The 13,433-nt window shown below is 62.4% G+C and carries 8 protein-coding genes and 1 pseudogene; 2 read left to right on the top strand and 7 right to left on the bottom strand.

Annotation, left to right across the window (positions count from 1 at the left end):
- Positions 1-273 precede the first annotated feature (273 nt).
- Complete coding sequence (locus BMZ43_RS13705) at positions 274-1,149, bottom strand: LysR substrate-binding domain-containing protein (protein WP_093254313.1); 876 nt, start codon at positions 1,147-1,149, stop codon at positions 274-276.
- Positions 1,150-1,251: 102 nt separating this feature from the next.
- Here BMZ43_RS13705 and BMZ43_RS13700 point away from each other — a divergent pair, with 102 nt between their 5' ends.
- Together BMZ43_RS13700 and BMZ43_RS13695 are read left to right on the top strand one after the other, a co-directional pair.
- A complete protein-coding gene (locus tag BMZ43_RS13700) occupies positions 1,252-2,439 on the top strand; it encodes an MFS transporter (protein ID WP_064309316.1) in 1,188 nt (395 codons plus the stop codon).
- Between the two features lie 105 nt (positions 2,440-2,544).
- Positions 2,545-2,829, top strand: a complete 285-nt coding sequence (locus tag BMZ43_RS13695) for a hypothetical protein (protein ID WP_093254310.1) — start codon at positions 2,545-2,547, stop codon at positions 2,827-2,829.
- Here the strand turns inward: BMZ43_RS13695 and BMZ43_RS13690 are convergent.
- The 6 genes and pseudogenes from BMZ43_RS13690 to BMZ43_RS13660 form a co-directional block, all read right to left on the bottom strand.
- A complete protein-coding gene (locus tag BMZ43_RS13690) occupies positions 2,802-3,713 on the bottom strand; it encodes a LysR family transcriptional regulator (RefSeq protein ID WP_093254306.1) in 912 nt (303 codons plus the stop codon). The two genes, BMZ43_RS13695 and BMZ43_RS13690, sit on opposite strands and share 28 nt — an antisense overlap.
- A 105-nt stretch (positions 3,714-3,818) precedes the next feature.
- The gene (locus BMZ43_RS13685; RefSeq protein WP_093254300.1) at positions 3,819-4,520 is read right to left on the bottom strand and encodes a M48 family metallopeptidase; all 702 of its coding nucleotides are present in this window, start codon (positions 4,518-4,520) and stop codon (positions 3,819-3,821) included.
- Positions 4,517-7,842, bottom strand: a pseudogene (locus BMZ43_RS13680) (type I restriction endonuclease subunit R). The gene BMZ43_RS13685 and the pseudogene BMZ43_RS13680 overlap by 4 nt, the downstream one beginning before the upstream one ends.
- 73 nt (positions 7,843-7,915) lie before the next feature.
- Entirely contained in the window at positions 7,916-9,571 is a 1,656-nt protein-coding gene (locus tag BMZ43_RS13675) for an ATP-binding protein (protein WP_093254298.1), read from the bottom strand.
- A gap of 1 nt (position 9,572) precedes the next feature.
- A complete protein-coding gene (locus tag BMZ43_RS26530; RefSeq protein ID WP_177344810.1) occupies positions 9,573-10,904 on the bottom strand; it encodes a restriction endonuclease subunit S in 1,332 nt (443 codons plus the stop codon).
- Positions 10,897-13,392 (bottom strand): HsdM family class I SAM-dependent methyltransferase, encoded by a 2,496-nt coding sequence (locus tag BMZ43_RS13660; protein WP_093254292.1) that lies wholly within the window; start codon positions 13,390-13,392, stop codon positions 10,897-10,899. Before BMZ43_RS13660 ends, BMZ43_RS26530 begins: the two co-directional genes overlap by 8 nt.
- Positions 13,393-13,433 lie beyond the last annotated feature (41 nt).

Genomic DNA, 13,433 nt, shown 5'->3' with positions numbered 1-13,433 from the left:
GGGTTGAGACGGCTCCATCGTCGAAGCTCAACAGGGATGTTCAGCCTTGGGCGATGTTGGGCTTCGCTGCGCTCAACCCCACCTGCGCGGGCTATTAGCCGTAGCCGCATCGGCGGACCACCATGCGCGCGGACGGCGGTCAGACCGTAGGTTGGGTTGAGACGGCTCCATCGTCGAAGCCCAACAGGGATGCTCAGCCTTGGGCAATGTTGGGCGTCGCTGCGCTCAACCCAACCTACGAGGGCGCCGTGGGCGCAACCGCAGCGGCGAAGGCTACTCCGCCAGGGCCTCTCCCAGCACCTTGAGGAATTCCCGCGTCGCCGGCGTCGGCAGCGGCGACCAGATGGCATGGACGTTACGCTGGGGCGCATCGCTGACCGGCACCCGGGCGAGGCCGGCAAAGGTACCGGCGATACTGTCAGGCACCAGACCGATCGCCAGCCCGCGCCGGACGAAGCGTTCCAGCAACTGCATGTTGCCCGTCTCGAAACGCACCCGGTGGGGCAGACCCAGGGCGGCGAAGGCCTCATCGGTCTGCCGCCGGGCGCCGCTGCCGGCGGGCAGGTCCACCAGCGGCAGATCCACCAGTTCGTGCAGCGACAGCCTTTCCCGCCCCGCCAGGGCGTGCGCGGCGGGCAGCACCGCCACCAGTTCCTCGCTGAGCAGCAGGCGGCTGGCCACCGCCTCCAGGGCCACCTGGCGCGACAGGCCGATCAGGGCGAAATCCAGTTGTCGCTCGCGCACCGCCGCCAGCAGCGTCTCGCTCTTGTCCTGGCGCAGCCGGATGTCCACCTGGGGATGGCGGGCATGGAAGGTGGCCAGCAACTCGACGATATCCAGACGGGGCACCGAGGAGATCAGGCCCAGTGTCAGGGTGCCGCGAATGGCGCCGACCGCCGCAGCCACGTCCTGCCGCGCTCTTTCCACCGCCGCCAGCGCCTGGCGCGCCTGGACCAACAGCGCCTCGCCGGCGGGGGTGATGCGTACCTGACGCGGCAGGCGCTCGAACAGGGTGGCGCCCAGCTCGGCTTCTAGCCGGGCGATCTGGTGACTGAGCGCCGACTGCACCACATGACAACGCTCGGCGGCGCGGGTGAAGTGGCGCTCCTCGGCCAGGGCGACGGCGAATTCCAGTTGCTTGAGGTTCATGGCGCTATCTTGAAATGAGATCGAAACCATCTTAACGATTCATTTAACCGATGGCTGCCGTTGTCCGATACTGACCAGCCTTTCCCATGCCGGACCTCGCGGATGTCGAACCCCACGCCTCCTCTCAGCCGCTGGCTGACCCTGCTCATGGCCGTCGCCACCGGTATCGCGGTGGCCAGCAACTACTACAACCAGCCGTTGCTGCACACCATCGCCCAGCGCTTCGACCTCAGTTATACCCAGGCCGGCAGCATCGTCACCACCGCCCAGCTCAGCTACGCCGCCGGGCTCCTGCTGCTGGTGCCCCTGGGCGATCTGCTGGAGCGCCGCCGGCTGATCGTCACCATGAGTGTGATCGCCGCCGCCGGCCTGGCCCTGAGCGCCACCGCCACCAGTCTGACCTGGCTGCTAGTGGGCACCGCCATGACCGGGCTCTTCTCGGTGGTGGCCCAGGTGCTGGTGCCCTTCGCCGCGACCCTGGCCGCGCCGGAGCAGCGGGGCAGGGCGGTAGGCACGGTGATGAGCGGCCTCATCCTCGGCATCCTGCTGGCCCGTACCGTGGCCGGGGCGCTGTCGTCCCTGGGCGACTGGCGCACCGTCTATGCCGTGGCGGCCGGTCTGATGCTGGCCACCGCCCTGGCCCTGCGCCTGGCGCTGCCGCGCTATCAGCAGTCGGCGGGCCTGAGCTACCCACGGCTGCTGGGCTCGGTGTTCGTGCTCTTGCGCGACGAACCTCTGCACCGGCTACGCACCCTGCTGGGCTGTCTGGGCTTCGCTGTCTTCGCGGTGTTCTGGACGCCCCTGGCCTTTCTGCTGGCCGCCGAGCCCTATGGCTTCAGCGATGGCACCATCGGCCTGTTCGGTCTCGCCGGGGCAGTGGGGGCGCTGGCCGCCAACCTGGCCGGGCGCATGGCCGACCAGGGCAAGGGTGGTCTCGCCACCAGCATCGGCCTGGCCTCCCTGACCCTTGCTTGGCTGCCATTGGCCTTCGCCCAGCAATCGCTGGCGGCGCTGCTGGTCGGCATCCTGGTGCTGGATCTCGCCGTGCAGCTCAGCCACGTCAGCAACCAGAACGTGGTCTACCGCCTGCGCCCGGAGGCCCGCAGCCGCCTCAACGCCGGCTACATGACCGGCTACTTCCTCGGCGGCTCCCTGGGTTCGCTGCTGTCGGCGCGGCTGTACGAGCACTTCGGCTGGACCGGCGTCAGTCTGGCCGGATGCCTGCTGGCCGCCACGGCGCTGGCCGTCTGGTGCCTGTTCCTGCTGCGCCAGCGTCAGGCATGGGCCTGAACGCCATCATCAGCACCGTCGATGATCGCTATCCCGAGGGACGATTTCTAGGCGCGGGGTGGGCTGGCGACAATGAGTCCACACCCACCCGACAAGGTACTCGTCATGAAAGCCCTCACCGCCCTCTTCGCCGCCACCCTGCTCACCACCGCCATCGCCCAATCTGCCCAGGCCGAGGAAAGCGCCCTGCGCCCCCTGGGTTCGCTGATCGAAAAGCACCATCAGCAGGATCGTACCCTGGCTGAAAACGGTGCCGATCGCAGCCTGCAACCCTCGATCCAGCGCCAGCAGCAGCGCCTCGACCCGCGCCGCGCCCTGGCCGCCGACGGTGCCGAGCGGACCCTGCAGCAGTGGCCCCAGCGTCAACCGACCCGCGGCGCCGTGGCGTGAGTCGGCCCGACCGTCAGGCGGTCGCGTAGATAGTCCGAGAACAGCTGGACGATGCGCGCCGACTGACGATGCTGGGGATAGACCGCATAGACCGCCGCGCTGGGCAGGGCGAAGCCTTCCAGCACCTGTACCAGCGCCCCTGAGGCCAGCGCCGCGCCGATGATGAAGGTCGGCAGTACCGCGATGCCCTGACCGGCGATAGCCGCGTCCCGCACCACCTCTCCGTTGTTGGCCCTGAGCTGACCCTGCATGGGCAGCACCAGCGGCTTGCCTCCACGCTGAAAGCGCCATTCGACCTGGCGACCATGGCCATAGAGCAGACAGCTGTGCTCGGTCAGATCCTCCGGTTGCAGCAGCGGCGGCGCCTTCTGTAGATAATCCGGACTGGCGCAGGTCACCAGTTGCATCTCGGTCAGTCGCTTGGCGATCAGGCTGGAGTCGGCCAGGGTGCCGATGCGGATCGACATGTCGTAGCCCTCGGCGAGCAGATCCACCGCCCGGTCATTGAGATCCAGCTCCAAGCGGATCTGCGGATAGGCCGAGAGAAAATCCGGCAGCAGGGGACTCAGGTGCAGGGTGCCGAAGGTCATGGGCGCACTGACTCTCAGCACCCCCTGGGGCACCGTCCGCCGGCTGGAGAGCAATTCCTCGGTGTCGTTGACGTCCTCGAGGATCTTCACCGCCCGCTCATAGAGCAGCATTCCCAGTTCGGTCGCCTGCAGGCGTCGCGTGGTGCGATTGAGCAGCCGCACCCCCAGACTTTCCTCCAGTGCCATGGTCCGCCGGCTGACGAACTGCTTGGACAGCCCCAGCTTGTCGGCGGCGGCGGTGAAGCTGCCCTCGTTCAGGGTAGTGACGAACAGGCGCAGGTCATCGAAATTCATGGCGGCATCCAGGCAGCGGGAAGGTTGACTAAGAATTGATGTCCTGGCGTAGGAAATACTCGGGGCACGATCGCTTAACTAGAAGGGCGGCTTGGCCATCAAAGGCTAGATCCCCTCAACCTCAATGCCGTGTTCTGCAAGCCAGACCTTGCGTTGCGCATAGTCCGGCAGGGCGCGTTCCAGACGCAGCCAAAACTCCGGGGTGTGGTGCGGCTCGTGCAGGTGCACCATCTCATGCACGACCACATACTCGGCAATATGCTTGGGCAGCAAGATGGTTTTCCAGTGGAAATACAACTGCGCGCCCTTACCGCAGGACCCCCAGCGATAGCCCAGGTCCTGCACCCGCACTCCTCCCGGGGCTAGTTCCATGCGAGCTTGGTAACGCTTCACGCGCGAGGCCAGCCAATTGCGCGCATGGTCGCTGTACCAGCGGACAAAATGCTCCCGAGCGTTTGGCAGCTCGCTACGCAACAAGCAGAAGCGGCCGGCTGAGAGTTTGAGCGGTACCTCTTGCTCCTCTACCAGCTTGAGACGATAACTTCGCCCCAGATACAGGAAGCCCTCGCCATTGACATATTCCTTGGTAGGGATAGCGCGCTGCAGGCGATCCTTTTCGGCTAGCCGCGAGTAAATCCAGAAGCTTTTTTCCGCTACGAATTGGCGTAGCCTTTGCTCCTCCACTTCAGGGGGCGCGGAAAGAATCAGGGTGCCATCTCGCTCGACGGTGATCTGCATCGTCTTGCGGCGTGCACTACGATGCAGCGTCAAGTGCAGGTCGTTGACGGTGAGGGATTGATGGCTCATAACTGCACCAGCCGCTCATGGCTGGCCCTGGCCTGATCCAGCAGGCGGTCAGCTAGTACCCCTGCCGTATCAGTGGTCACCAAGGGCGGACGCAGGCGCATCAGGTGGTCGAATAATTGCCCGGCCAGCTCCTCCTGTGCCGCTCGCTTGCGCGGGCTCCAGATGTCACGGTGGCTTTGCAGTTCGTCCACCAATAGATCGACCAGATCTACCGTGACATCCTTCAGTCGGAGCAGTGCTGCAGGCTCCGGAGTGGCATCGGCGCACACCACATCCAGCAGGGTGCGCAGGAAGGGCGCATAGTGCTCTGGCACATCCAGGGAGCTGTTGTCGTCACTCATTTGGCCGCTACGCAACTCGTCGATGAGCTTCTGCAGTTGCGCAACAAGTTGATCCCACTGTTCACCAAACGCCTTGAGCAGTTCGTTCAGGCGTTCGGATAGCTTGCGATACCGCACCGGATCCTCATCCACATGCTTGCGCACATGCGAGCGGATGGCGTGCTCCATCTCCGAGGCCTTGGCGCGATCGTTGACGCTACGCGATAGCTGCTTTTCGAAGTCCGCGTCGGTGAGCTGGATCGGCGGAATCTTCGGGTCGATGCCCAGCGAAATCACGTGATCGTCGATCAGCTTGCGCACCTTGGCGCCAACATCCTTGCCCAGTTGCGGCAGGTCTTTGTAGCGTCCGCGCGCCCGCGCATGGATATAGGCCAGGCGCTTGGCATCCTTGACGAAGGGCAGGCCCTCGGGGCGCGGCAAGACGGTATCCAGTGTATCGAGAAAGGCTTTGAGCTTGACCGCGAACTCAGCGCGTACCTTTTCCGATTCAAGTGCCGTAAGACAGGCTTCCACATCGTCCAGCGACTCGATCCCCTGACGGCGCAACACATCCACCACCCGCAGGTGTCGGTCACGGAGCACCGGCACCTCGTCCTTGATGCTGCTCAGCGCACCCTCGATATCCTCGTCAGCATAGGCAGCCAGGGCTTCGCGTAGATGGTTGGCGACTCCGTAGTAGTCGACCACGATGCCACAACGCTTGCCGAAGCCGGTGCGGTTGACTCGCGCGATGGCCTGCAGCAGTTCGGCCTCCCTGATCGGCCGGTCGAGGTACATCACCCCCTCGATGGGGGCATCAAAGCCGGTCAATAGCATCGACTTGACGATCAAGAAGGCGAGCGGATCGGCCTTGCCCACCTGCTCATGCTTCAGGGGCTTCTTGAATCTTTGGATCAGGTGTTCGTGCTTACTGCCATCCGTCCAGCTTTTCCACTCGGCTGGGTCGTTATTGGATCCGGAAATAATGGCCGCGAACTCCAGACCGCGTAGCGTGTTGCGATAACGCCACGCCTGTATTTGCGCCTGCAGCTTGGGCGGGCGTTGGCACAAGGCTTCATCGTCCAGGGCCTTCTCATCAGCAGGCAAGGCGTCGGCTTCAGCGAGCAGTTCATTGCGGGCAGTATCTAGCGCATGGAAATAGCGGACGGCTGCAAGCCGACTGTAGGCCACCACCTGCGCCTTGTAGCCATTGGGTAGGATATGGGTGACATAGTGACGGAGGATGTCACGAGCCTTGTCCGCGATCAGTGCTGGAGCATCGAGGATATGGCCCTTGGTGGCGTACTTCCGCTTGATCAGTTCCAGCTCGTCCTGGCTGTGATCACGGAACAAATCCTCGAATAGCCCGTCCAGGCTAGCCCCGTCTTTCACGGCGCCCCGTGCGGTGCGCCCTTCATAAAGCACCGGCACGGTCGCGCCATCTGCCTCGGCTTCCTTGATGGTGTACTTGTCGATAAAGGCGCCGAAAATCTCATGGGTACGCTTCTTGTCACCCATGATGATCGGCGTACCGGTAAAACCGATACGCACGCAATTGGGCAGACCTGCCAGCAGGTTGGCGTGCAGGTCGCCGGCCTGGGTGCGGTGCGCCTCATCGATCAGCACCAGAATGCTCTCGTCGGGGTTCAGCACCTCAAACGGTTTGCCTACCTGGTAGGGCGCACGCTTTTCCGCGGCTTTGGCAAGGGCAGGGGGTTCTGAAGCGCTACTGGTCGAGCCATCCTCATCCTGCTCGGGGTTGCGATATTTCTGGATGGTGGCGAACACCAGGCCGGGCCCCCGGCGGCGTGCCAAGGCTTTAACGCCTTCGATAGTGGAGGCCACCTCGGGCAGCTCGCCACTCAAGGTAGCGGTGGCGGCGAGTTGATTCTGTAGATCCTTACGGTCAGTGACCACGATGATCTTGAAGCGCCGCAACTGCGTATCCGTGCGCATCTTGCGCACCAGGAATACCATGGTCAGGCTCTTACCCGAACCCTGGGTATGCCAGACGATGCCGCCGCGCTGGTCGCTCTCGCCATGCTCCAGGCGCGTCTGTCCGCGTTTCATACGGGGCACCGTACGATTCACGGCGCGATACTGCTGGTAGCGGCAGACCGTCTTGATGGTCTGCCCGCCCACTGGCATGAACAGCATGAAATGCCGAACTAGGTCGAGGAGATGGTCAGGCGTCAGCATGCCCGCCACCAAGCGCTCCTGCTCGGACAGTTTGGCTTTGCCCAACCGCTCGGCCACCACCTGTTCACTGCCGTTGCCGTCGGGACCAACTACTGTTTTCCACTGGAAAAATGCGCGAAGTCGGCGCCAATGCAGCCCACCCGTGCTTCGTCGTAGCTGCTGGCGATCAATAGCTGCACGCTGGCGAACAACGCCTCGTTGCCCTCGTTCTCCTCGACCTCGAAGTCAGCCTTGCGTTGATTGCTGTAGCGGCGCAGTTGATCGACAGACTCGGCCAGCGGTTCGTGAGTGGATGGGCTCTTGCATTCCACCACCACCAAGGGGATGCCGTTCACCAACAGCACCAGATCCGGGACGATGAATTGCTTGCCGCTGTTGTAGCCTGGCGGGCAATCAACCCGGTATTGGTTGATCACGCTGAAGTGATTGTTGGCCGGAGTGTCCCAGTCGATGTACTGGATGGTTTGGCCGCGTCCACCCTCCCAGCCAGGAAGCCCGTCAACGGTAATGCCCTTGAGCAATAGCTCAGTGACGGTCTGGTTAGCCTCCATCAGCTTGCCTGCACCCACGCGGGTAATGGCCGCGACTGCCTCGGCAATGCGCTGATCGTCCAGCCAGGGCTGGCCGTCGCGCAGGTTGATGGCGCGCAGGCGCTCGACCAGTGCGGCACGCTGAATGACTTCACTGAAGCTGCTGCGGCCGGTCGTGGCCGGGTTGTCGAGGCTGCCCTCGGTGTGCTGCCAGGTCAGCCCCTGCAACTGCGCCACAAAGGGTTTTTCGACGTCTTCCAGTTCCCAGCCCACAGGGTTACTCCTTTAATCCAGTTCAGGCGTGTATGGGCTCATACAGGCTCATTCCGGCTCATTCCGGCTCAATTCAGGGAGCGATGGTGTAGGACGCCCCTCGATTCTTGCCGCTCTGCACAATGGCGCCTTTATCTTTCAGCTTTTTCAGGAGCTTGGCTGCCTGGTCTGTCGATATCCGACATAGCTCCATGACCTCGGCACGTTTGATTTGCCCATGCTGCTGCACATAGTTGAGCACCATCTGCTCATGCTGAATCGGTGCGAAGCCTGCCTGGCGGGTATAGGCGGCTTTGTCCCCCGCGGCCCGGTACAGGCTGGCCGACAGGGTGTAGCTGCGCCCGCGGGTGGCGCCGTGGGCTTCCACCAGGCCGGCTTCGGTCAGAGCTTCCAGGGTGCGTTTGGCACTGGCGGTGTCGCGCTGAATCTGCACAGCCAGTTCATCGGCGGTGACGCGTTTGCTCGCGCGCAAGGCGGCCAGGGCGATCAGGCTGTCAATGGGCAGCTCGGCATTGGTGGCGCGCTCGTGCTCCACCACCAGGCGGCGGAAATCCAGGTCAGCTTCGGCGGTGGGCAGGCGCAGCACCACGCTCTGGGCGGTGGTATAGCTGTAGTCCGGGGCTGGGCGACCGAACTTGAGCATGCCGCGAAAGATCTTGTCCACGCCACGACCGGAGCGTTCGACCACGCCGATGCGCTTCATGGCGTCGGCCAGTGCTGGGTTGCGTGGGCGGGGTTCGGTTACTAGAAGATTGGCCAGAGTCACACCATCGACTAGGCCTCCGGGATTGCTGACCACCAGAGCCTCGTCTTCGAGGCGTACATGTACCGCCCCCCGGCCATGGTAATCCCTGTGTACCAGGGCATTGGCCACCGCTTCGCGAAAGGCGCCGAGATCCACCTTGGGCACCGGCACGCGGAACAGGCCGACCTGCAGCTCTTCTTCTGGGTTATAGGGGCGGAAATTGGTTTCCAGCCAGTCCAGCGCCTTGAGTAGCGGAAAGCGGCGGAACTCGTTGAAGCGTACCGCCTGCTGGGCCAGCACCTGGAAGGCGAGTTCGTGGGTGGGCACCAGTTGTCGCAGCGAGGTTTCCCGGCCAATCAGCAGCAGGCCGGTGAGGGTAGGCACGCGGCTGCCGTCCGCCTGGCGTGCGGTGAGCAGCAGCGCGCCGTCTAGGGCTTCGTCGTCCAGTTCCAGCAGCACACGGTCGCCACCATACTGCTGCACGGCCTGGCGCATGCGTTCGCGTTCCAGCGGATCGAGGTCTGCCAGAGTGGCGCCGGCCACCGGCTGGGCGGACACATCAAGCAGGCCAAAGCTGCTTGCGCGGCTGCTGCGCTCATGGGGCAGCATGGCCACGCACTCGGGTGTGCCGTCGTGCTTTAACCGGCGGCGTAGATAGACGCCGCTGGTGGTGGCCACCTCGCCCTGCGCCTTGGGTACCTGGATGCGCGCCACGGTCACGCCGCCTAGCTCCACCGCCTCGGCCTGTACATTCAGAGACGGCGAGGTGCACGCTGCCACCATGCCAGCCAGGCCGGCCAACAGATGATGATCGGCATGTAGGCCGGTGGGCGTACCGTCGTCCTCGATGCCCAGCCATAGCTCACCGCCCTCGGCATTGGCCAGGCAGACCAGTGCCTCGATCAGCTCACGGTCGGGCAGCCTGCTGCGGTCGCTCTTGAACTCGACGGTAAGGGTTTCGCAGGAAGGCAGGCGCTGGGGCATATCAGGCTCCCGTTTGTCCAACAGGCTGTTGGATGATTGGTGCAGCAGCAGGCTGCACAGATTCGAGCAGCGGAGTGACACGCACGCGGCCGGTAAGCAGGTCGTCCATCAGGGCGATCTTTTCCCTTCTCAGCTTCTCGTGCGTGCGCTCCTCTTCGCGGAGCCGAGAGGCAAAACTTAACTCAACAGAAACGATCCTTTCCTGTTCACTCAAGGGAGGAACGGCGACTGCTAGACGATTAAGTTTGGTCCTGTTGATTGTATTCAACCCAGAGCTGGTGGCGGCCTCACAGCGCCAGTACGCGCGAACGAACGCTGAGTTCATCCAGAGCAATCCAAACGCCGAAAGAAAACGCTTGGCTCGTAAGCGGAACAAGTGATTTTGAAAGAGCATGCCACGGACAGACTCTTCCGCCATTGCGCACCGCCCTATCTCCTCCGTACTGGCATGCCCCTCTACGACCAGCAGATCTCCGGGGTGCAATCCCCGTGATAAAGCCTCAGCATGAGACGCCTCAAGTGTTGCAATGTCCTCCAACAAGAGACGGGCGCGATGCACATTTGCGACTCGGAGGTATTGCTTGGGGTAATTTCTGGGTGCCCGATGAGCACCAAGCGTGATCCCCGAGTCGACACTGAATTCGGCTTCAACTGTTGAAACCTCCCACTCCCTCGGAATCCACCCCAGCGGTGATTCTTTGTAGAGCTGCGGAGCTTCGCTCTGTGGGGCGCGCAGTTGGCCGTTGGTGTCGATGCCACGGGTCAGCAGGTCGTGCAGCAGGCCCTGTTTGACGGCCTTGAGCTTGACGATCAGCGCCTCGGTTTCGCGGATGGCGGTGTCGAGGGTGTCGAGGATTTGGGCGATGGCTCGTTGCTCGCCCTGGGAAAAATCTCTGACTAGGAACTCATCAAAGAACTGGCGTTGCACACGTTGCTGACCAGCGGAACCAACCATTTGTCTTTCCGCAGCCTGCCTGAAACGCCGGCTATGGGTAATGTGAAAAACAAATCGGGGCTCAACGTCTTGTTTGGCACGCAACACATGGAACTCTGTGCTGCCGAAACCGATACCGTTGAGCAGCCCTCGTGCATGTGCGCCCTTGCCGTTCTCGAGGCAAGGCGTGATTTTGGCAACGAGCACGTCGCCTTCCTCGAAAGCAGAAAACCCAGCTGCTACTAAGCGCAACGGGCGTGTTTGTCGGGTTGTCCAGTCACCTGACTCCGACACATCGCTCATTGGGATGAACGACACTTCCGCGCTACCGGTGATTTCCTTTGGAATGCGTGCGCCAGGGTTGATATCGGCAATAGCCGAAAGTGCCGTCTCAGACATACCCTAACCCCTTCAGGAAGCCCTGCAACGCCTCTGCTGCCGCATCACGCCTCTGTTCGATCTCATTCAGCGTCACCCGATACTTGTCCCACCAGTTCTCGAAGGCAGCGACTATCTGCTTACGCTGGGCGGCGATATAGCGCTCGACGATGGCCTGCATATCGTTATGCAGAATGGTTAGCAACAGCTCGGCGGACTGCGCCTCGTCCAGTCCGTCGACGGCCTTGTTCAGGTGGCTGGCGAAGTTTTCCTGCTGGGTCTTGAGCTGTTTCTTCACCTTGGCCAACTCGGCCTTCCAGGCCTTGAGCTGGGCTTCATCGATGGGGCTATCCTCGTCGTCGGCATCCGCCTGGTTGTCGGCCTCATCGGCGTCTTCCCCCTTGCTGGGGGCGGCGCCCTTGAGCTGGCTGTCCAGCTCGGCCTTTTTCGCTTCCAGCTCGGCCAGCCCGGCGACGAAATCGCCGAGCAGGAATTTCACCAGCTTGTGTTCCAACGGGCTTTGCTTGCTGGCCTTGTCTTCCAGGGCCGTGATGATGCTGGTACGCCAGGCATCCACCACGCCCCGGCTGCCACGGGCCATCAAACCGAGGAAGTCGTATTTGCTCTGGTACCAGAAGCCGGCCACGATGCCGCGGACCTGGAAGGGATCGAGCAGGCCGATGCCTTCCAGGGTCTGGCTAAAACTGTTTAGTAGCTCGCCGCGCAGCTCGACCAGGGCGGCGCTGTTATCCAGCTTGCCCGCCAGGGCGGTGATGCGTGGGCTGTGCAGGTGCCACCAGGTCTCGAAAGCATCACGTAGGGCAGCTTCCCTGGCCTGCAGGCCGGCATTGCCTTCGATGGCCGGCTTGAGGTCGACGCGGCGGCTTAGCTCATTGCGAAAGTCGAAATACTGGGCATCGCGCGCGACGAAGAGTTCGTTTGGATCAAGGCCATGGGCGGCGAACCGGGATGCTTTCGCCTCGACTTCGGCCTTGGGCACACCGCCCAGCAAGTGGGCCCTTACATCATGGGGCTCCGGTGGCGGTGCGTTATCCACATAGCGGCGGATATTCAGGTTGTAGTCGTTGGCGCGCAAGGTGGCGATATCCACCACATCGCTGAGTCCATCGATCCGGCGAAATTCATCGTAGGCAGTGGTGATCTTCTCGATGTGCTCTGGCAGTAAGTAATTCTGCGCGCGGCCCTCGAAGTATTCGCGGTCGGCGTTGATGAACAGCACCTTGCCCTGGCGAGCGGCCGGCTTGCTGCTGATGCGGTTGGCGCCCTCCTGCTTTTGCTGACGTAGGATCAGGATACAGGCCGGGATGCCGGTGCCATAAAACAGATTGGCTGGCAGGCCGATCACCGCTTCGAGTAGGTCGTTCTCGATGATACCGGCGCGGATGCCGCGTTCCTCACCGCCCCGGAACAGTACGCCGTGGGGCAGAACGGTGGCGATCATGCCTTCGTCGCGAGTGACGGCAAGCATGTGCTGGAGAAACATCAGGTCGGCCTTTTTCGAGCCCAGCGGCACCTCGCCGAAGGGAAAACGTATCTCGCGGAAGGTTGGGTTCCAGGCCAGGCTGCCATCCGGGTTCTTTTCGGTGTGACCCCAGTTGATAGAGAACGGCGGGTTAGTGAGGATGCGGTCGAAGCGGCGCAGTTCGCCACCTTCGATATGCCTGGGATCGGCCAGAGTGTCTTCGTTCTCCAGCCAAGCGTTGCTGATGCCGTGCAGCAACATATTCATCTGCGCGATGGACCAGACGGTGCCGTTGAATTCCTGGCCGAACAGGTTGGCCTTACGACCATCCTCGCCGTGTTCTTCGATATATTCCTTGGCGGCAATCAACATGCCGCCCGAGCCGCAGCAGGGGTCGTAGATGTCATGATCGAGGGTCGGCTTGAGGAGGTGCACCATAAGCCGTACCACAGAGCGAGGCGTATAGAACTCACCGCCCTTCTTACCAGCTGAGTCCGCAAATTCCGCAATCAGGTACTCGTAAGCGGCCCCTAAGAGGTCGGGAAATTCGAAGTCGCTATCACGCAGGGGCACATCAGCGAAGTGGGTGATGAGTTGACGTAGCTTCTGATCGGGAATCTTGCTTTGACCGACCTTGCGGTTGAAGTCGATATGCTCCAACACTCCGTTCAATGCAGCGTTGTCTTCCTCGATGCCGCTGAGCGCCTTGTTCAGAAGGTCGCCAACGTTGATATGCGCTTCGTTGCGCAGATACCAGAACCGCGAATGAAGGGGTACCCAGAAGTTGCCATGCAGCTTGTACCAGCGCGGATTTTCCGCCGTGTCAGATGCCTCCGACCTGCTCTTTCCGGAACTCATCTCAGCGGCAACGACCTGCTCGTAACGCTCTTCGAATATGTCGGAGCAGCGCTTGAGGAACAGCATGCCGAAGATGTATTCCTTGAACTCCGAGGCGTCCATCTTGCCGCGCAGAATATCGGCGGCCTTGAACAGGTGACGTTCCAGTTGTTGCAGCGTAAGGGGCATTGCTGAATCTCTCGTGGGCACCCTTGGGCGGCGCCAGTCGT

It is taken from the genome of Pseudomonas sp. Snoq117.2, assembly GCF_900110545.1.
GTDB lineage: Bacteria > Pseudomonadota > Gammaproteobacteria > Pseudomonadales > Pseudomonadaceae > Chryseomonas > Chryseomonas benzopyrenica.
This window is presented reverse-complemented; position numbering and strand designations above follow the sequence as displayed.

Coding starts and splice junctions, on each gene's coding strand:
- BMZ43_RS13705 (WP_093254313.1), bottom strand. CDS start 1,149: ATGAACCTCAAGCAACTGGAATTCGCCGTCGCCCTGGCCGAGGAGCGC.
- BMZ43_RS13700 (WP_064309316.1), top strand. CDS start 1,252: ATGTCGAACCCCACGCCTCCTCTCAGCCGCTGGCTGACCCTGCTCATG.
- BMZ43_RS13695 (WP_093254310.1), top strand. CDS start 2,545: ATGAAAGCCCTCACCGCCCTCTTCGCCGCCACCCTGCTCACCACCGCC.
- BMZ43_RS13690 (WP_093254306.1), bottom strand. CDS start 3,713: ATGAATTTCGATGACCTGCGCCTGTTCGTCACTACCCTGAACGAGGGC.
- BMZ43_RS13685 (WP_093254300.1), bottom strand. CDS start 4,520: ATGAGCCATCAATCCCTCACCGTCAACGACCTGCACTTGACGCTGCAT.
- BMZ43_RS13675 (WP_093254298.1), bottom strand. CDS start 9,571: ATGCCCCAGCGCCTGCCTTCCTGCGAAACCCTTACCGTCGAGTTCAAG.
- BMZ43_RS26530 (WP_177344810.1), bottom strand. CDS start 10,904: ATGTCTGAGACGGCACTTTCGGCTATTGCCGATATCAACCCTGGCGCA.
- BMZ43_RS13660 (WP_093254292.1), bottom strand. CDS start 13,392: ATGCCCCTTACGCTGCAACAACTGGAACGTCACCTGTTCAAGGCCGCC.